18 protein-coding genes are annotated in these 16,499 nt (G+C 63.4%); 7 read left to right on the top strand and 11 right to left on the bottom strand.

Annotated elements, in window-relative coordinates; all coding sequences use genetic code 11:
- Window positions 1-89: 89 nt before the first annotated feature.
- Complete coding sequence (putA, locus tag M5C96_RS14425) at window positions 90-3,851, bottom strand: trifunctional transcriptional regulator/proline dehydrogenase/L-glutamate gamma-semialdehyde dehydrogenase (protein ID WP_272563851.1); 3,762 nt, start codon at window positions 3,849-3,851, stop codon at window positions 90-92.
- A gap of 104 nt (window positions 3,852-3,955) precedes the next feature.
- Here putA and M5C96_RS14420 point away from each other — a divergent pair, with 104 nt between their 5' ends.
- The 3 genes from M5C96_RS14420 to rlmD all read left to right on the top strand — a co-directional run bounded on the left by M5C96_RS14420 (window position 3,956) and on the right by rlmD (window position 6,343).
- Window positions 3,956-4,432, top strand: a complete 477-nt coding sequence (locus M5C96_RS14420) for an Lrp/AsnC ligand binding domain-containing protein (protein WP_272563850.1) — start codon at window positions 3,956-3,958, stop codon at window positions 4,430-4,432.
- A gap of 112 nt (window positions 4,433-4,544) precedes the next feature.
- Window positions 4,545-4,859, top strand: coding sequence for a hypothetical protein (locus M5C96_RS14415; RefSeq protein ID WP_272563849.1), 315 nt, complete (start codon window positions 4,545-4,547; stop codon window positions 4,857-4,859).
- A gap of 44 nt (window positions 4,860-4,903) precedes the next feature.
- Window positions 4,904-6,343, top strand: coding sequence for a 23S rRNA (uracil(1939)-C(5))-methyltransferase RlmD (gene rlmD, locus M5C96_RS14410; protein ID WP_272563848.1), 1,440 nt, complete (start codon window positions 4,904-4,906; stop codon window positions 6,341-6,343).
- A 34-nt stretch (window positions 6,344-6,377) separates the two neighbouring features.
- Here the strand turns inward: rlmD and M5C96_RS14405 are convergent, their stop codons facing one another.
- Window positions 6,378-6,758, bottom strand: coding sequence for a hypothetical protein (locus M5C96_RS14405; protein WP_272563847.1), 381 nt, complete (start codon window positions 6,756-6,758; stop codon window positions 6,378-6,380).
- Between the two features lie 156 nt (window positions 6,759-6,914).
- On the bottom strand, window positions 6,915-7,607 hold the full coding sequence (locus tag M5C96_RS14400) for a Bax inhibitor-1/YccA family protein (protein ID WP_272563846.1): 693 nt from the start codon (window positions 7,605-7,607) through the stop codon (window positions 6,915-6,917).
- Window positions 7,608-7,829: 222 nt separating this feature from the next.
- Here M5C96_RS14400 and M5C96_RS14395 point away from each other — a divergent pair, with 222 nt between their 5' ends.
- Window positions 7,830-8,237, top strand: a complete 408-nt coding sequence (locus M5C96_RS14395; protein WP_272552295.1) for a GlcG/HbpS family heme-binding protein — start codon at window positions 7,830-7,832, stop codon at window positions 8,235-8,237.
- A 209-nt stretch (window positions 8,238-8,446) separates the two neighbouring features.
- Here M5C96_RS14395 and hemP read toward each other — a convergent pair whose 3' ends face one another.
- The 7 genes from hemP to yedA form a co-directional block, all read right to left on the bottom strand.
- Window positions 8,447-8,665 (bottom strand): hemin uptake protein HemP, encoded by a 219-nt coding sequence (gene hemP / locus M5C96_RS14390; RefSeq protein ID WP_272563845.1) that lies wholly within the window; start codon window positions 8,663-8,665, stop codon window positions 8,447-8,449.
- A 90-nt stretch (window positions 8,666-8,755) separates the two neighbouring features.
- On the bottom strand, window positions 8,756-9,163 hold the full coding sequence (locus tag M5C96_RS14385; protein ID WP_272563844.1) for an ExbD/TolR family protein: 408 nt from the start codon (window positions 9,161-9,163) through the stop codon (window positions 8,756-8,758).
- Between the two features lie 5 nt (window positions 9,164-9,168).
- Entirely contained in the window at window positions 9,169-9,885 is a 717-nt protein-coding gene (locus M5C96_RS14380; RefSeq protein ID WP_092745016.1) for a MotA/TolQ/ExbB proton channel family protein, read from the bottom strand.
- 15 nt (window positions 9,886-9,900) lie between these two features.
- A complete protein-coding gene (locus tag M5C96_RS14375) occupies window positions 9,901-10,602 on the bottom strand; it encodes an energy transducer TonB (protein ID WP_272563843.1) in 702 nt (233 codons plus the stop codon).
- Window positions 10,603-10,699: 97 nt separating this feature from the next.
- Window positions 10,700-10,972, bottom strand: a complete 273-nt coding sequence (locus tag M5C96_RS14370) for a (2Fe-2S)-binding protein (protein ID WP_272552300.1) — start codon at window positions 10,970-10,972, stop codon at window positions 10,700-10,702.
- Window positions 10,973-11,185: 213 nt separating this feature from the next.
- On the bottom strand, window positions 11,186-11,494 hold the full coding sequence (locus M5C96_RS14365; RefSeq protein WP_272552302.1) for an SWIB/MDM2 domain-containing protein: 309 nt from the start codon (window positions 11,492-11,494) through the stop codon (window positions 11,186-11,188).
- A gap of 222 nt (window positions 11,495-11,716) precedes the next feature.
- Window positions 11,717-12,640, bottom strand: coding sequence for a drug/metabolite exporter YedA (gene yedA / locus M5C96_RS14360; protein WP_272563842.1), 924 nt, complete (start codon window positions 12,638-12,640; stop codon window positions 11,717-11,719).
- A 93-nt stretch (window positions 12,641-12,733) separates the two neighbouring features.
- Here yedA and M5C96_RS14355 point away from each other — a divergent pair, with 93 nt between their 5' ends.
- A complete protein-coding gene (locus M5C96_RS14355; protein ID WP_272563841.1) occupies window positions 12,734-13,225 on the top strand; it encodes an Lrp/AsnC family transcriptional regulator in 492 nt (163 codons plus the stop codon).
- A 21-nt stretch (window positions 13,226-13,246) separates the two neighbouring features.
- Here the strand turns inward: M5C96_RS14355 and M5C96_RS14350 are convergent, their stop codons facing one another.
- Window positions 13,247-14,227 (bottom strand): DMT family transporter, encoded by a 981-nt coding sequence (locus tag M5C96_RS14350; protein ID WP_272563840.1) that lies wholly within the window; start codon window positions 14,225-14,227, stop codon window positions 13,247-13,249.
- Window positions 14,228-14,277: 50 nt separating this feature from the next.
- Here M5C96_RS14350 and M5C96_RS14345 point away from each other — a divergent pair, with 50 nt between their 5' ends.
- Both M5C96_RS14345 and aceA read left to right on the top strand, forming a co-directional pair.
- A complete protein-coding gene (locus M5C96_RS14345; protein WP_272563839.1) occupies window positions 14,278-14,706 on the top strand; it encodes a gamma-glutamylcyclotransferase family protein in 429 nt (142 codons plus the stop codon).
- 248 nt (window positions 14,707-14,954) lie between these two features.
- A complete protein-coding gene (aceA, locus tag M5C96_RS14340) occupies window positions 14,955-16,274 on the top strand; it encodes an isocitrate lyase (protein WP_272563838.1) in 1,320 nt (439 codons plus the stop codon).
- The last annotated feature ends 225 nt before the right edge of the window (window positions 16,275-16,499 follow it).

Here is a 16,499-nt window from a genome sequence, read left to right as displayed (position 1 = left end):
TGCTATGAAATTTATAGCTATATGCCCTAGTCGATCATGTGCTGGAGGCCATTTTGACTATCAGCCTCTTGTCACGCATCAGTCCCGTGTCAGGCCATGGTCATCAGGCTGGCATTGCCGCCGGCCGCTGCGGTGTTCACGCTCAGGGCACGCTCGATGACCAGCCGCTCCAGCGGTACCACGGTGCCCCCCGCCGCCAGCGTGGTGATGCCCACGATGGGACCCGGCCGCTGCGCCATCTGATGGCACAGCGCCGCCAGGGCCTCGGCGCTGCCCTGGTGCAGCACGGCGTCCAGCGCCACGCTGGGGCTGCGCCAGTCGTTCGCCAAGGCCACGCGCGTCTGCACGCTGGCGGGCAGCCGGGCATGCAGGGCGCTGGCTTCGGCCGCCGGCCACACCGCGCTGCCCCCGACGGCCATCACCGCCGCCAGCTGGGTCAACCGATCGCTGTCGTTGTCGGCCAGGCAGAGCGTGCGGGCGCGGGGCGCCAGTGTGTACTGGTTGCGCTCGCCCGTGGGGCCCGGCAAGGTGCAAGCCAGGCCGGCCACCGCGGCATCGGCCAAGGCCTTGCAGGTGGCTGCAAGCGTGCCATGGCCTGCGCCCGGCGCCCAGGCGGCCAGGGCCTGCAGCGGGGCCTGCAGCACGGCGCGCGCAGCGGCGTCCGGTGGGGCGGCGGCCGTGCTGCCGATCGCGGCACACGCGGCGTCGGCCGGGTGCTGGGACAGCAGGCGCAGCAGGTACAGCGGCCCGCCGGCCTTGGGGCCCGTGCCCGACAGCCCCTCGCCACCGAAAGGCTGTACGCCCACGACGGCGCCCACCATGTTGCGGTTCACATAGACATTGCCCGCGTGCGCGCGGCGCACCACGCGCTCCACCGTCTCGTCGATGCGCGTGTGCAGTCCCTGCGTGAGGCCGTAGCCCGTCGCGTTGATCTGGTCGAGCAGGGTCTCCAGCCCATCGCTGGCGTAGCGCACCACGTGCAGCACGGGGCCGAACACTTCGCGCTTGAGCTCGCCGATGCTGGACAGCTCGATCAGCGTCGGGACGACGAAGGTGCCGCGCGCCAGCACTTCGGCATCCACCGCTGGGCGGAACACGGCGCGGCCTTGGGCGCGCAGCGTGGCCACGTGCTCTTCGATGCCGGCGCGGGCCTCTTCGTCGATCACCGGGCCCACGTCCACCGCCAGCAGGCCGGGATCGCCCACGGTCAACTCGGCCATGGCGCCCTTGAGCATGGTGATCACGCGGTCGGCTGCATCGGTCTGCACGCACAGCACGCGCAGGGCGGAGCAGCGCTGGCCGGCGCTGTCGAAGGCCGAGGCCACCACGTCGCCCACCACCTGCTCCACCAGCGCGGAGGAGTCCACGATCATCGCGTTCTGCCCGCCGGTTTCGGCAATCAGCGGAATCGGGCGGCCCTGCGCGTCGAGCCGTCCGGCCACGCTGCGCTGCAGGATGCGCGCGACTTCGGTGGAACCGGTGAACATCACTCCCATCACACGGGCATCGCCCACCAGCCGGGCGCCCACCGTCTCGCCACGCCCTGGCAGCAGTTGCACCGCACCGTGCGGCACACCTGCTTCATGCAGCAGGCGCACGGCTTCGGCTGCGATCAGCGGGGTTTGCTCCGCCGGTTTGGCCAGCACGGTGTTGCCGGCGGCCAGGGCGGCGGCCACCTGTCCCATGAAGATGGCGAGCGGAAAATTCCATGGGCTGATGCAGACCACGGGGCCGATCGGGCGGTGGGTCTCGTTGTCGAAATGGCCCTCGGTCTGCACGGCGTAGTAGCGCAGGAAGTCCACCGCCTCGCGCACTTCGGCCACCGCGTTGGCGCAGGTCTTGCCGGCCTCGCGCATCAGCAGGCTCATCAGCTGGGGCAGGCCCGCCTCCAGCAGGCCGGCGGTGCGCCGCAGCGCAGCAGCCCGTGCGTTGGGCGCCGTGGCGGCCCAGCCGGGGCCGGCATCGCAGGCGGCCTGCAGCGCGCAGTCCACGTCGGCATCGGTCGCCTCCTGCACGTGGCCCACGACATCGGTGGGGTCCGCGGGGTTGCGCACGGCGAGCGTTGTGCCTGTGTCGGCCACCGGTCCGTCGATGAGGGGCTCGGCCTGCCAGAACTGCTGCCTTTCAGCGGCCAGCGCATTCGACAGCCGGGCCAGCACGGATTCGTTGGACAGGTCCACTCCCGCCGAATTGGCGCGGCGGGCCCCGTACAGGTCCTTGGGCAGCGGAATGCGGGGATGGGGCAGAGCGGTGGTGCCTTCCGCCGCCGCGGCGGCATCCACCGTGGCGACGGGGTCGCTCACGAGCGATTCCAGCGCCAGCGTGGTGTCGGCCACGCGGTTCACGAACGAGGTGTTGGCACCGTTTTCCAGCAATCGGCGCACGAGGTAGGCGAGCAAGGTTTCGTGCGTGCCCACTGGCGCATAGATGCGGCAGGGGCGGCCCAGCTTGCCGTCCGAGGGTGCGCCCACCACCTGCTCGTACAGCGGCTCGCCCATGCCGTGCAGGCACTGGAACTCGTACTGTCCTGGCTGGTAGCCGGGGCCCGCGAGTTGGTAAATGGTGGCCAGCGTCTGCGCGTTGTGCGTGGCGAACTGGGGGTACACCACGTCGGTGGCGGCGAGCAGCTTGCGTGCGCAGGCGATGTAGGAGACGTCGGTGTGCGCCTTGCGGGTGTACACCGGGTAGTCGGACAGGCCGTCCAGCTGAGCGCGCTTGATCTCGCTGTCCCAGTAGGCGCCCTTGACCAGACGGATCATCAGGCGGTGCCCGGTGTTGCGCGCCAGGTCGATCACCCAGTCGATCACGTGCGGACAGCGCTTCTGGTAGGCCTGGATGACGAAGCCGATGCCGTTCCAGCCCGCCAGCGACGGGGCGCGGCACAGCCGCTCCAGCAGGTCGAGCGACAGCTCCAGCCGGTCGGCCTCTTCGGCGTCGATGTTCAGTCCGATGTCGTACTGGCGGGCCAGCTCGACCAGTTGCAGCACCTTGGGGTACAGCTCGTCCATCACGCGGGCATATTGCGCCCGGCTGTAGCGCGGGTGCAGCGCCGACAGCTTGATCGAGATGCCGGGTCCCTCGTACACGCCGCGGCCGGCGGACGCCTTGCCGATGGCGTGGATCGCCTCCACGTGGGAGCGCAGATAGCGCGCCGCATCGTCCGCGGTCAATGCGGCCTCGCCCAGCATGTCGTAGGAGTAACGAAAGCCCTGTGCTTCCATCGTGCGGGCGTTGGAGAGCGCTTGATCGATCGTCTCGCCGGTGACGAACTGCTCGCCCATCATGCGCATCGCCATGTCCACGCCCTTGCGAATGAGGGGCTCGCCGCCCTTGGCGGTCAGGCGCCGCAGCGCGGAGGTCAGGCCGCGCTCGCTGTGCGTGGCCACGAGCTTGCCGGTGAGCAGCAGGCCCCAGGTGGCGGCGTTCACGAACAGCGAGGGGCTCTTGCCCAGATGGGGCTCCCAGTCGCCCGAGCGGATCTTGTCGCGGATCAACGCGTCGCGCGTGGCACTGTCGGGAATGCGCAGCAAGGCCTCGGCCAGGCACATGAGCGCAACCCCTTCCTGGGACGACAGGGCGAACTCCTGCAGCAAGCCCTGCACGATGCCCGCCCGTCCGCCAGCGCTCTTGCGGTGGCGCAACGTGTCGGCCAGGCGCAGGGCCAGCGCCTGGATGTCGCCGGACACACTGCCCGGCAGGCGCGCCAGATCCAGCAAGGGGGCCAGCGCCTGCGGCTCGGGCCGCCGGTACGCGGCGGTAATGGCATGGCGCAACGGATGGCTGTCCAGGGGGCGGGGCGCGAAGGCGAAATCGTCGGTTGCGGGTGCGGCAGAGTCGGCGGAGAGGGACATGGCGGCGTAGGAAGACCAGTGAGCTGGAGGTCTGTGCATCATGCAAGCGATTAATTTGAATTACTTTCCAAAAAAACCCGATAGAACAGAATAAAAATCCAAAGATGCAAGACGCCGAACCCTCCCTGGATCGCATTGATCGCCGCATCCTCAAAACGCTTCAGGAAGACGGACGCATCGCGAACCTCAAACTGGCGGAACGCGTGGCGCTGTCGCCCACGGCCGTGCTGTCCCGCGTGCAGCGCCTCACCCGCGACGGATACATCTTGGGTTACGAGGCGCGGCTCAATCCGCTCAAGCTCGGGGCCGGGCTGCTGGTGTTCGTGGAGGTGTTGCTGGACCGCACGACTCCCAATGTGTTCGACCAATTCAAGGCGGCGGTGCAGGTGCACCCCGAGATCCTGGAGTGCCACATGGTGGCGGGCGGGTTCGACTACCTGCTCAAAACCCGCTCGGCCGACATGACGGCCTACCGCGAATTTGCCGGCCATGTGCTCTGGCAACTGCCCGGCGTGCGCGAGACGCGAACCTACGCCGTCATGGAGGAGGTCAAGCACTCCACCCACCTGAATCTGGGCTGAACGGGGCGCCGTCTGTCGCACCGGGGCTCCCATCGCTGATCCGCCGTGGCATGAAGTCCGCAATAATCGGCGCCATTCACCTGTGATAACGCACCGAGGAAGGGATCCCACCATGCTAGCCATCCGCTATGCCGCCGCCGCGCTTCTGGCCGGCTTTTTCTCCCAGGGCGCGTCTGCCGCCTGCTACCTCGTCTATGGCGCCGACCAGCAGGTGCTCTACCGCTCGCAACGGCCTCCAGTGGACCTGGCCCGCCAGGTGCACGAAACGCTTCCCCGCGTGGTTCCCGGAGGCACGCTGGTGTTCACGCTGGACAACTATGGCTGCGAATTGGAGATCAACCGGCTTCCCGTGTCTGCATCCATGGGCGGCGCTTCGGTGCAAGCGTTGCCTGCCACCCCGCGCCGCGCACGCGCCGACCGCAGCTGACGCCTCGCGCCGGTAAGGGCGGCCCGGCCTGAGACAATCGGGGGATGAGCGACCCCACAGAAACACCGATCCCCACGAACGAATGGCCGCAAGGCTGGCTGGAAGTCACGTCCATGGACATGGACGCCCAGGGCGTGGCCCGCAAGCCCGACGGCAAGGTCGTCTTCATCGACGGCGCATTGCCCCTGGAACTCGTCACTGCCAATACCCACCGCAAGAAGAACAACTGGGAGCAGGCCAGCCTCACGGCAATCCACCGTGAATCGTCGCAACGCGTGCGCCCGGGCTGCCCGCATTTCGGCCTGCATGCCGGAGCCTGCGGCGGCTGCAAGATGCAGCACCTGCACGTGGCTGCCCAGGTGGCCGTGAAGCAGCGGGTGCTGGAGGACAACCTCTGGCACCTGGGCAAGGTCAAGGCCGAGACCATCATGCGGCCCATCGAAGGCCCGGCCTGGGGATACCGCTACCGTGCGCGCCTTTCGGTCCGCTACGTGATCAAGAAAGGCCAGGTGCTCGTCGGCTTCCACGAGCGCAAGAGCCGCTACGTGGCCGACATGGAGGTCTGCCCCGTGCTTCCCCCCCATGTGAGCGCCATGCTGGTGCCGTTGCGCGCCCTGATCGCCTCCATGGAGGCCCGCGACACCTGCCCCCAGATCGAACTGGCCTGCGGCGACCACGTCACCGCCCTCGTCCTGCGGCACCTGGAACCCCTGAGCACGGACGACCTGGCCAAGCTGCGAGCCTTTGCGGCCGAGCAGGGCGTGCAATGGTGGCTGCAGCCCAAGGGGCCCGATACCGTGAAGCTGCTGGATGCCGATAGCGAGCAGCTGTCCTATGCACTGCCTGATTTCGGCATCACCATGCCGTTCAAGCCCACGGATTTCACGCAGGTGAATCCGCACATCAACCGCGTCCTGGTGTCGCGTGCCTTGCGCCTGCTGGACGCGCGCAAGCAGGAGCGGGTGATCGACTGGTTCTGCGGCCTGGGCAACTTCACGCTGCCCATCGCCACTCAGGCGCGCGAAGTGCTGGGCATCGAAGGCAGTGAGGCCCTCGTGGCCCGCTCGCGCGAGAACTACCGGTACAACCAAGCCTTGACCGCCGAAGGGCAGCCCCTGGCCCCGACGGACTTCGTCGCGCGGAATCTGTTCGAAATGACCCCGGAGATGCTGGTGACCGATGGCGTGGCGGACAAATGGCTGGTCGATCCACCCCGCGAAGGGGCCTTTGCCCTCGCCAAAGCCCTGGCGGACATCCACCAGGCACGCCTGGGTGCTGAAGAGGCGCCTGCGCTGCCGGCAGGGGCCGAAGGTTGGGTGCCGCCCCAGCGCATCGTGTACGTGAGCTGCAATCCGGCCACGCTGGCACGCGATGCGGGGCTGCTGGTGCACCAGGCGGGCTATCGGTGCGTGGCCGCGGGCGTGGTCAACATGTTTCCCCACACGGCGCACGTGGAAAGCATGGCAGTGTTCGAGCGCGCCTGACGGCGCCGTCGACGCTGGCTGACCAGTGTGGCGGTCAGCTGCGGTTGCGGGAGGCGGCGCCGGACTCGCCAGACTCCCCGGCTTCACTGCCGCGGCTGGCGCGATCGGGCTTGGCCTCCAGCTTGCCCAGCACCGAGGGCGAGCCCTCGAGCTTGTTGTCACGCATGTATTGATCCATGTCTTTCCAGCCGGCAAAGACAGAGGCCTTGGCGGCCTTGGGATTCAGCGTGAAGCAATCCTCCAGGCCGCGCAGCGCATGCCGGCAGGCGCCGCCGATCGCCTTGGCTTCGGCCTCCTTCTGAACCAATCGGGGATCAGGTCCCAGGCCCGGAATCTCGCAGCCGGACAAAAGCACCAATGCCAGGGATGCAGCGGCGTAGCGCGGACGGAGGAGGGGGGCTGGAAGATGAGCCATGTGACTTGATTATCGGCACGGCGCCTGGAGGATTGAGGGCGAGGCCCTGCTTTTCCGTGGAATATTCCCGAACGCATTGATGCAACACCCCCTGCACCATGGAAAAAGGCCTCTTGCGAGGCCTTTTTTGCGTCAACGTTCAATCAGAGCAGCGCATCAATCGCGCTCGCCACCCGCGATGCCCAGCAGGGCCAGCAGGCTTTGGAACACGTTGAAGATGTCCAGGTACAGGGCCAGCGTGGCACTGATGTAGTTGGTCTCGCCGCCATCCAGGATCTGCTTGAGGTCATACAGCATGTAGGCGCTGAAGATGCCGATGGCGGCGACCGAGATCGCCATCATGCCGGCCGAAGAGCCAACGAACACATTGATGATGGCGCCGACCATGAGCACCATCGCGCCCACGAACAGCCATTTGCCCATGCCCGACAGATCGCGCTTGATCACGCTGGCCAGGGTGGCCATCACGAAGAACACGCCTGCCGTGCCGGCAAAGGCGGTCATGATCAGATCGGTACCGTTCTTGAAGCCCAGCACCATGCCGATCAGGCGAGACAGCATCAGCCCCATGAAGAACGTGAAGGCCAGCAGCACGGGAACGCCCGCAGCAGAGTGCTTGGTCTTCTCGATCGCATACATGAAGGCGAAAGCGCCGCCCAGGAACACGATCAGCCCGACACCGCCACGCAGCGACTGGGTGATGCCGGTTGCGACGCCGACCCACGCGCCCAGCACCGTCGGCAGCATGCTCAGCGCAAGCAGCCAATAAGTATTGCGCAGCACTTTCTGCCGCTGCTCCTGCGAGACCCCATATCCCGCTGAGCCCAGGGTGGTGACTTGGTCGTTCATCTTCTATCTCTCCTTTGAGGCCTGCACAGCGCAGACATACAAATTCTAGGTGGTGCCGATCCCGGCGCTTTCAAATACCCTCTCTCGATCCCGTACTTTAAGGATGCAGTCTTTTGCCTTGGGCCCGCAGAGCGCCGCCATGGGGAGCCGGTATGCTCGTGGACTTCGTTGAGCCATCGGCCCTGCCTTCCCTGATTTGAACTGGACTGGACTGCTACCGCCATGAAAACCAAACCCGAACTCGAAGCCGCCGACGTCAAGAAGATCGCTGCGGCGGCCGAGGCCGAAGCCCTCAAGAACCAATGGGCGGTCACGATTGCCATCGTGGACGATGGTGGGCATCTGCTGTCCCTTCAGCGCCTGGATGGGGCCGCTCCGGTGTCGTCCCACATCGCTCCCGGGAAGGCCCGCACGGCCGCACTGGGGCGCCGTGAAAGCAAGGTCTACGAAGACATCGTCAACGGGGGGCGCACGGCCTTCCTGAGCGCTCCATTCATCGACGGCCTGCTGGAAGGCGGCGTGCCGATCATGAAGGACGGTCAGTGCCTGGGCGCAGTGGGCGTGAGCGGCGTGAAATCGACGGAAGACGCGCAGATCGCCAAGGCGGGCATAGCCGCATTGGGCCTTTGAATCGACCGTCGTCGGGATGCCGAGCCAATGCCGTGTCGGGCATTACGCGCGGCAGACGCCGGATCCGCATGGCACATGAAAAAACCGGCCCTAGGGCCGGTTTTGTTTTGGGTGGGGTGAAAAAAAGCCTGGCTACGCGGGCAACCCGTTGGCTGGCAAATACGACCCTTCAGGCACTGAGGTGCCCTGGAGTCGCCCCACGATGAAACCTATTTGGTCAGAATCAGTTTGCCCAGTTTGGTGGCCTGCAGGCGGTAGACCAAACCGTTGTGGCAGATGGCCACGGTCTTCTGGCCTTTGAGCAGTTCCCGGCTATCGACAGCGGGTGCGGAGCTTGCCAGGTGCGCGGCGCCGGACGGCTCGCGCTCCTGAAAAACGGTGGAGCCAAAAAAAGACGAAGAAGGCAGGGCGTTGAGACTGGCGTGCATGAGAAATCCTCTGTGCTTTGCGATTGATTTAATGATAACCATTCTCAATTGTTCGTCAAGTGAAGCGCCTGCCTATCTTGTAAATATTTATCACTGAGGCTCGGTCACGAACCCGATCTTGCGCACACCGGCCCGTTGGGCGGCAGACATGGCCTGGGCCACGCGCTCATAGCGGACTTCCTTGTCGCCACGGATGTGCAGATCGGGTTGCGGATCCTTCACCGCTTCGGCTTTCAGGCGGGGTTCGAGTTCGTCGTCGCCAATCGTCAGTTCATTCCAGTGGTATTTGCCATCGGCGGTGACACTGAGACGAATGGTCTCGGGCTTGACGTCTTCGCGCTGATTGGAAGCGCGTGGCAGATCCACTGGCACGGCATGCTTCATCACCGGCACCGTGATGATGAATATGATGAGCAGCACCAGCATGACGTCCACCAGCGGCGTCATGTTGATTTCGTTCATCACCTCGTCGGAGTCGTCCTGGGTTCCGAAAGACATGGTTTTCAGCCCTTCTTGATCGGCAGCACCTTGGCTTGCTCGCCAGGGGCGCTGACGCGTGCGCCCGTCACGAAGTAGGCGTGCAGGTCATGCGCGAAGCTGTTCAGGTTGTTCAGGATGGACTTGTTTCCCCGCACCAGCGCGTTGTAGCCCAGCACGGCAGGAATCGCCACGGCCAGTCCGAGGGCCGTCATGATCAGTGCCTCGCCGATCGGGCCGGCCACCTTGTCGATGGTCGATTGGCCCGAAGTGCCGATCGCCACCAGCGCGTGGTAAATGCCCCAGACGGTGCCAAACAGGCCGATGAACGGGGCGGTCGAGCCGACCGAGGCCAGCACGGCCAGGCCCGATTGCACGCGGGCCGTGAACTCGTCGATGCAATTGCGCAGGCTGCGCGTGACCCAGTCGCTCACATCCAGGCTGTCATGCAGATGCGCCTTGGTATTGCGGTGGTGCGCCGTGGCTTCGCGCCCTTCCAGAGCCAGATGGCGGAAGGGGTTGGCAGGGTCGTCGCCGAGCTTGCTCAGGCCGGCGGCGAAGTCTTCGCTGTGCCAGAAATCACGTGCGCCACGCGCATGTTTCTTGAAGCGGAAGATGTCCATTGCCTTGATCAGGATGACGATCCAGGAGGCCAAAGACATGCCGAGCAACAGCACGGCAACAGCGCGGGTGACAAAGTCACCCTGGATCCAAACGTTGGCAATGCCGAAATGCGATTCCATGAAAACTCCTGAAAATTATTCGAGAACAAAATTGACGGGGACCAGGTTCCACATGGTCTCGGGCTCGCCGTTGCGTTTGCCCGGCACGAAGCGCCAGCGCATCACGGCGTCCTGGGCCTGGCGATCCAGCCGGTCGAAGCCGCTGGACTTGTTGATTTCCACCTTCTGCGGAAGCCCGTCCGTGCCGATGAGCACGCGCAGCACGACCTTGCCTTGTTCACCCAGCCGCTTGCTGATGGCGGGGTAGGTCGGCCTGGGGTTGTTCAGGTAGGCCGCATCGCTGGAAGGCAACTCGATCTTTGGAGGTGCTGGCGGCGCTGGAGGAGCGGGCGGTGGCGCAGGGGGCGCCATTGGTGCCGCGATCGGCGGCGCAGGAGGCTGGGGTTCGGTGATTCCAGTTGGCGCATTGGGCGCAGGTGTGCGGTCGGGAATGGCCACCGGCATGGGCGCCGGACGCGGGGCAGGCGCTTTGGGGGCCGGTTTCGGCGGAGGCGGCGGCGCCGGCTTGGGGGGCGGTGGAACGGGTGGAGCAGGGGGCGCTGGCGGCGTGATGAACTCGCTCAGCACTTCGGCAGGCACGATGACCTCTGCGGCCTTGCGCAGCAGGCCCGACTGAAGTGCCCACAATCCGGCCACGTGCAACAGCACGACGGAACCTGCGATCACGGCGTTGCGGCTCACACCCCGTGAGGAGCCATATCGATCAAATTGGGACATAAAAATGATAGCTGCCAACGCCCACAGGACAAGCGCCAGAGGCCTAGAAGGCCAAGTTACTTACGGAAGATCCACCACACGGAGCCGATGACGAGAATCAGGCTGCCTGCGAGGGTTGAGAGCAGTTCCATGCTTTGCTTTCCAAGATGGAGTTGGCAAGCTGGATCGTCTGCGAGGCGATCTCTTTGTGCAGCGCGGCGACCGGATGCGAAACGCTGCATTGGGCCACGACATCCCGTGCGCAGCTTTCGCAACGGCCGCATTGGGTGGCCACGCCCAGCTCGAACTGGATCTCGTCGAAACTCATGCCAGCATGTGCATGGCGTGCAATTTCGCGGTCAGAAACCCGGCGGCAGACACAAACGATCATGGTGCAGGCAGTGTTGGCTGGCTGTTGACAATAGTTCATTATAAATGCGAATTCATCGCATTTGCAATCCTTTGGTTTCTTGCTTGTTGAAAAGCATTGGATTGACACACCGGCCGCGCATGGGTTCCCGGTGGTGCAGGCGAAAAAAAGCCGGCAGTGGTGCCGGCTTCGTTTTTCATTCGCCGCCTGCTGAACGTGCAGACGATGGAATGCTTACTTCACGTGCTTGCCGATCAGGCCAGCCATTTCGAACATGGAAACCTGGGGCTTGCCGAACACTTCCTTGAGCTTGGCGTCGGCATTGATCATCCGCTTGTTGCTGGCGTCTTGCAGGTCGTTGGCCTTGATGTAGACCCACAGCTTGCTGATGATCTCGGTACGGGGCAAGGGCGTGGAGCCCACGACGGCAGCCAGGGCAGGGCTGGGCGTAAGGGCTTTCATGAAAGCGGCGTTCGGGGTGCGCTTCTTCGCGGGGGCTGCGGCCTTGGCTTCGGAGGCCGGCGCTTTCTTTGCAGTTGCCATGTTGGGTTTTCCTTGTTGGAAGTGAAATATCGTCACCAGCGAAAACCTGCTTCTCCACTGGCCCGCAGATGCTACTGGGAAAAAAACGCGTTTCCAAGCGAGGCATGGCTTTTTTTGCCTCCATTTGTTGCTTGGGTACCGCGCAAGCGCCACGGTGCTGGCGCCCGTCACGGCTACTGCAGTGAGGTGCGCATGCTCTCCGGTGGCGCATCGGCAGCGATCTCATCGCGATCGACGCGAGACGAAAATGGCCACGACCGCGGACAGGATCAACGCGCAGGCGACCCATTCGCCGGCGGTCAGGTGCTCGCCAGCGATGGCGCTGCCGAGCAGCAAGGCGATGAGCGGGTTGACGAAGGCATAACTCGATGCCATTGCCGGCGTCGCATGGCGCAACAGATAAAGGTAGGCGCTGAATCCCACCAGCGAGCCCAGCGTCACCAGGTAGAGCCATGCCAGCACGGCTTCGGGTCGCGGCGGCCACGCAGGCTGCTCGCCCAGCGCCAGGGACACGGCCATCAGCACGGCGCCTCCGCACAGCATCTCGCTGGCGAAACCACTGGCTCCGTCGGCCAGCGGGAAGCGCGTGGTGGACAGCACAGAGCCCAAAGACCAGGACAAGGTCGCCGCGAGGATGCAGACCATGCTGATAGGGGATGCAGAAAAGCTGGCGCCTTGCATCAGTACCAAAACACCCAGGGCGCCCAGCAGCATGCCCATCGTCTCGCCGCGTGTCGGCCGCCTTCCCCACAATAGCCCCCATGCGGCGATCATCATGGGCACTACGGCCACGCAAGCCGCGATGAGGCCGGAGCCGACGTGCAAGCTGGCGGTGGCCGTCAACCCCATCCCGCCGCCCAACATCAGCGCACCGACGATGAGCGCATGGAGCCATTGCCGCTTCGTCGGGCACTTCGGTGGGTTGCCGCTTTGGGGCTTGCGCCATGCCACCCATGCCATCAGCAGTGCACCTGCAGCGAGAAAGCGGGTTCCCATCTGGAAGAACGGTGGAAAGCTTTTGAGAGCCACCTGGATGGCGAGATAGGTGGAGCCCCAGATGAGATAGCAGGCCAAAAGGGCCAGGAGCAGCACCGTGGGGAGGCCGCGTGCAGCGGGGCTGGCGGGGGATGTGGAAAGTGAAGTCATGCTGCAGATGCTATGTAGGCAGAGTGTGCTCTTCCATGGCATTTGCAAGGCTGAAGATATGGATCGCCTTTGTTTCAATGGTTAAATAATGCCATGACCGAAGTTTCTCAACTAGATGCCCATGACGGCAGGATTTTGGCCGAATTGCAGCAGGATGCGCGCATTTCGATGGCAGAACTGGGCCGGCGGGTGCATCTCAGTCAGCCCGCGGTGACCGAACGGGTTCGCAAACTGGAAGCTTCGGGGGTGATACGGGGCTATGGCGTTCGTCTGGATTACGCCCGCCTGGGCTATGGCATTCGCGCCATCATCCGCGTGGGCCGGGCGGAATATGCCCGGGTGGTTCGACTGATCGAAGAGACGCCCGAGGTCTTGAATGCCTACAACGTCACGGGGGAAGACAGCTGGGTCCTGGAAATCGCAGTGATCGATGTCAGCCATCTGGATGCTGTAGTGACGGGGTTCTGCCTGCTGGCGGAAACCTCCACGTGCATCGTGCTCAACGCCCCTCGCGAGCATGCGCAGGTGTTGCCGGCGCGGCGCGATAGCATCAAGCCCCCCATCCGCAAAGTGACGGGACGTTAACCCCTGGAGCAGAAGGCGGAATCAATGCCGAGGTGATTGCGAGTCCATCGCTTTGGCATTGGCTTCGGATGAACGCTGGCGCACTGAAGATTTTTCAGGAAGCGTGGCCAGGACGACGCTGGCGATCGCAATACCGAAAGCGATCAGTTGAACCGGGGCAAGACGCTCTCCGAGCACCAGCACCCCCACCAACGCCGCGCTGATGGGAAGCATCACCGTAAAGACGCCGCCTTGTGCGGCAGGCACCGCCTTGAGCCCCGTCATCCACAGCCACACGGTCCACATGCTCGCGGCCAGTGCGTAGAAGACGAGCAACGTCCAAAGACCGGGTGTGAGGCTGGCAAAGTCAAAATGCCATGCTGCGTACAGTCCCATGGGGGTTGCCAGCGCGAATCCCCACAGGTTGATCAACGAAGTGATTCGGCGCGGCCCCAGCGTGCCCGTCAGTTTCTTGCCGATGACCGAATAGGCTGCCTCGCACAGAACGGCGCCCAGCAAGAGCAATTGCCCAAGCCAAACCAGGTTGGGAGCGTTTTCGCCCTCATGCCGTTGATTTGATTGGGTGTGATGCTCTGAATTTGATAGCGAAAAGAGCGCGGTGCCAACGACGGCGCACCCGACCGCGATCCAGGTCCGCGCAGAGACCTTTTCCTTCAGGAAGAACCAGCTCATCACCGCCACTGCGGCAGGTATTCCGGCCATCGTCACCCCTGCCGATACGGCGCTAGTGAGAGTCACGCCCGAGATCATGCAAAGGGTGAAGAGGAAGTTACCCAGAAAAGATTCGAGAAACAGCAGGCGCCGCACCTGCGGTGTCATCGGGCCTTCATCCGCTGGTTTTTTGAGCCAGTGGAGCATTCCCAATCCCCCAATACCGAACCGCATCCAAGCCAGCAGGAAGACCGGCAGCGCGGCCGCCAGCGGCTTGGACAAGGCGACATAGCTGCCCACGAGCGACATGCTCAATGCTAGGCAGAGATAGGCGATGGGGCGGCTTGGCATGTTCGCGTGTTGGCTAGACTTTGCGGGTAAGTACCCTGGAGCGCGCCATCATGCCCGACGAAACCCTTCATCCTTTTTCACGCTACGTTTTTGTCTATGGCACCTTGCGCCGTGGCGGCAGCAATGACATCACCCGCTTGACGCCCCGCGCGGCCTTTTTGGGGGATGCCACCGTCTGCGGAACGCTTTATGACCTCGGTGCCTATCCCGGCATTGCGCTGCATTTGGTGGACGTAGCGGAGCAGGGCGATTTTTCGGTGCACGGCGAGGTCTATGCGATTTCGCCCGAGCTGGAGATCCGGCTGGACGAAATCGAGGGGCTGCTGCCTGAGCCCAATGGTGAGTACGAGAAGCGGGAGATCTCAGTCTCCGTGGGGGGGCAGCAGCTGCAATGCCTGGTGTATGAAATCAATTCCGAATACTTGCAGAACGCAACCCGGATCGTGCATGGCGACTGGATGAGCGGTCGCCGTCCCTAATTTTTGCATCGCAGAATTTGCTTTTCATATTGCAAAATTAAATTATGTTGCGCTGCGGAAAAATTTCTTGATATGAGAAATTAAATTTCACCATAAGAAATTATCTGAGTAACTTATTGATTTAAAACAATAAATTTTATCTCTTATATAAGACATAAGAGCTTGATCAAGTCTTGTGCAAGACTTAAAGTGATCTCCAAGGGCGGCCTCTCGCAGCCCGGCTCATCAACCAACCCACGGAGTGACTTATGCCGCAATCCTTCAATGAACAGCTCAGCCGCGAACAGCAAATTGCCGCCCTCGAAAAAGACTGGGCACAGAACCCGCGTTGGAAGGGCATCAAGCGCGGTTACAGCGCTGCGGATGTCGTGCGTCTTCGGGGCTCCTTCCAGGTGGAATACACGCTGGCACGGCGTGGCGCCGAAAAACTGTGGGGGTTGGTCAACAACGAGCCTTATGTGAACTGCCTGGGCGCACTCACGGGAGGCCAGGCCATGCAGCAAGTCAAGGCCGGCATCAAGGCCATTTACCTGTCGGGCTGGCAGGTTGCGGCAGACAACAATGAATATGCGGCGATGTACCCAGACCAGTCGCTGTATCCCGTCGATTCGGTGCCGAAGGTGGTGGAGCGCATCAACAACGCTTTCACCCGCGCCGATGAAATTCAATGGTCCAAAGGGGCCAATCCTGGCGACGCCGGTTTTGTCGACTACTACGCGCCCATCGTGGCCGACGCGGAGGCAGGCTTCGGTGGCGTGCTGAACGCCTACGAATTGATGAAGGCCATGATCCGCGCGGGGGCCGGCGGCGTGCATTTCGAAGACCAGTTGGCGTCTGTGAAGAAGTGTGGCCACATGGGCGGCAAGGTGCTGGTTCCCACCCAGGAGGCGGTGCAGAAGTTGATCGCTGCACGCATGGCTGCAGACGTCTACGGCGTGCCGACCCTGGTGATCGCCCGGACCGATGCGGAAGCCGCCGACCTGATCACCAGCGATTACGACGCCAATGACAAGCCGTTCCTGACGGGTGAGCGCACGGCCGAAGGTTTCTACAAGACCAAGAAGGGCTTGGATCAGGCCATCAGCCGCGCCGTTGCATACGCGGATTACGCGGATCTGGTGTGGTGCGAGACAGGCACGCCGGACCTGGAATTCGCAAAGAAGTTTGCGGATGCAGTGCATGCCAAGCACCCCGGCAAACTGCTGGCGTACAACTGCTCGCCATCATTCAACTGGAAGAAGAACCTCGACGATGCCACCATCGCCAAGTTCCAGCGCGAACTGGGCGCCATGGGCTACAAGTACCAGTTCATCACGCTGGCCGGCATCCACAGCATGTGGTTCAACATGTTCGATCTGGCGCAGGATTATGTGAAGCGCGGTATGTCGGCCTATGTCGAGAAGGTGCAAGAGCCTGAATTTGCAGCGCGCGATCGGGGCTACACCTTCGTGTCGCACCAGCAAGAAGTGGGCACCGGTTATTTCGACGATGTGACCACGGTGATCCAGGGCGGCAAATCCAGCGTGACGGCACTCACGGGTTCGACCGAAGAAGAGCAGTTCCACTGACCTGGTGTTGTCGATGGGCCTGGGGCTTCAAGGCCCCAGGCTTTTTCCATTGGGGGCAGGTTAGAATCCCGCGACCATCCCATCAGCACAAGAGCGAGAAAGGCACATCTGGTTATGACACCGCGAACTACAACGGAGATGTTGACCGGCCTTTAAGGCTGCCTGTTCGCGCCTGCACAGATTTGCACTCTTCTTCCAAAAGCGCGGACTTCGTTCCGCGCTTTT

Source organism: Acidovorax sp. GBBC 1281 (assembly GCF_028473645.1).
GTDB lineage: Bacteria > Pseudomonadota > Gammaproteobacteria > Burkholderiales > Burkholderiaceae_C > Paracidovorax.
Note: the sequence above shows the minus strand (reverse complement) of the source record. Positions and strands in the feature narration are given on the sequence as shown.

Bases quoted from the DNA above. Each gene is read 5' to 3' on its own strand.
- M5C96_RS14345 (WP_272563839.1), top strand. From the start codon at position 14,278: ATGCCCGACGAAACCCTTCATCCTTTTTCACGCTACGTTTTTGTCTAT.
- aceA (WP_272563838.1), top strand. From the start codon at position 14,955: ATGCCGCAATCCTTCAATGAACAGCTCAGCCGCGAACAGCAAATTGCC.
- putA (WP_272563851.1), bottom strand. From the start codon at position 3,851: ATGTCCCTCTCCGCCGACTCTGCCGCACCCGCAACCGACGATTTCGCC.
- hemP (WP_272563845.1), bottom strand. From the start codon at position 8,665: ATGCACGCCAGTCTCAACGCCCTGCCTTCTTCGTCTTTTTTTGGCTCC.
- M5C96_RS14385 (WP_272563844.1), bottom strand. From the start codon at position 9,163: ATGTCTTTCGGAACCCAGGACGACTCCGACGAGGTGATGAACGAAATC.
- rlmD (WP_272563848.1), top strand. From the start codon at position 4,904: ATGAGCGACCCCACAGAAACACCGATCCCCACGAACGAATGGCCGCAA.
- M5C96_RS14355 (WP_272563841.1), top strand. From the start codon at position 12,734: ATGACCGAAGTTTCTCAACTAGATGCCCATGACGGCAGGATTTTGGCC.
- M5C96_RS14380 (WP_092745016.1), bottom strand. From the start codon at position 9,885: ATGGAATCGCATTTCGGCATTGCCAACGTTTGGATCCAGGGTGACTTT.
- M5C96_RS14405 (WP_272563847.1), bottom strand. From the start codon at position 6,758: ATGGCTCATCTTCCAGCCCCCCTCCTCCGTCCGCGCTACGCCGCTGCA.
- yedA (WP_272563842.1), bottom strand. From the start codon at position 12,640: ATGACTTCACTTTCCACATCCCCCGCCAGCCCCGCTGCACGCGGCCTC.
- M5C96_RS14375 (WP_272563843.1), bottom strand. From the start codon at position 10,602: ATGTCCCAATTTGATCGATATGGCTCCTCACGGGGTGTGAGCCGCAAC.
- M5C96_RS14365 (WP_272552302.1), bottom strand. From the start codon at position 11,494: ATGGCAACTGCAAAGAAAGCGCCGGCCTCCGAAGCCAAGGCCGCAGCC.
- M5C96_RS14420 (WP_272563850.1), top strand. From the start codon at position 3,956: ATGCAAGACGCCGAACCCTCCCTGGATCGCATTGATCGCCGCATCCTC.
- M5C96_RS14415 (WP_272563849.1), top strand. From the start codon at position 4,545: ATGCTAGCCATCCGCTATGCCGCCGCCGCGCTTCTGGCCGGCTTTTTC.
- M5C96_RS14400 (WP_272563846.1), bottom strand. From the start codon at position 7,607: ATGAACGACCAAGTCACCACCCTGGGCTCAGCGGGATATGGGGTCTCG.
- M5C96_RS14350 (WP_272563840.1), bottom strand. From the start codon at position 14,227: ATGCCAAGCCGCCCCATCGCCTATCTCTGCCTAGCATTGAGCATGTCG.
- M5C96_RS14395 (WP_272552295.1), top strand. From the start codon at position 7,830: ATGAAAACCAAACCCGAACTCGAAGCCGCCGACGTCAAGAAGATCGCT.
- M5C96_RS14370 (WP_272552300.1), bottom strand. From the start codon at position 10,972: ATGATCGTTTGTGTCTGCCGCCGGGTTTCTGACCGCGAAATTGCACGC.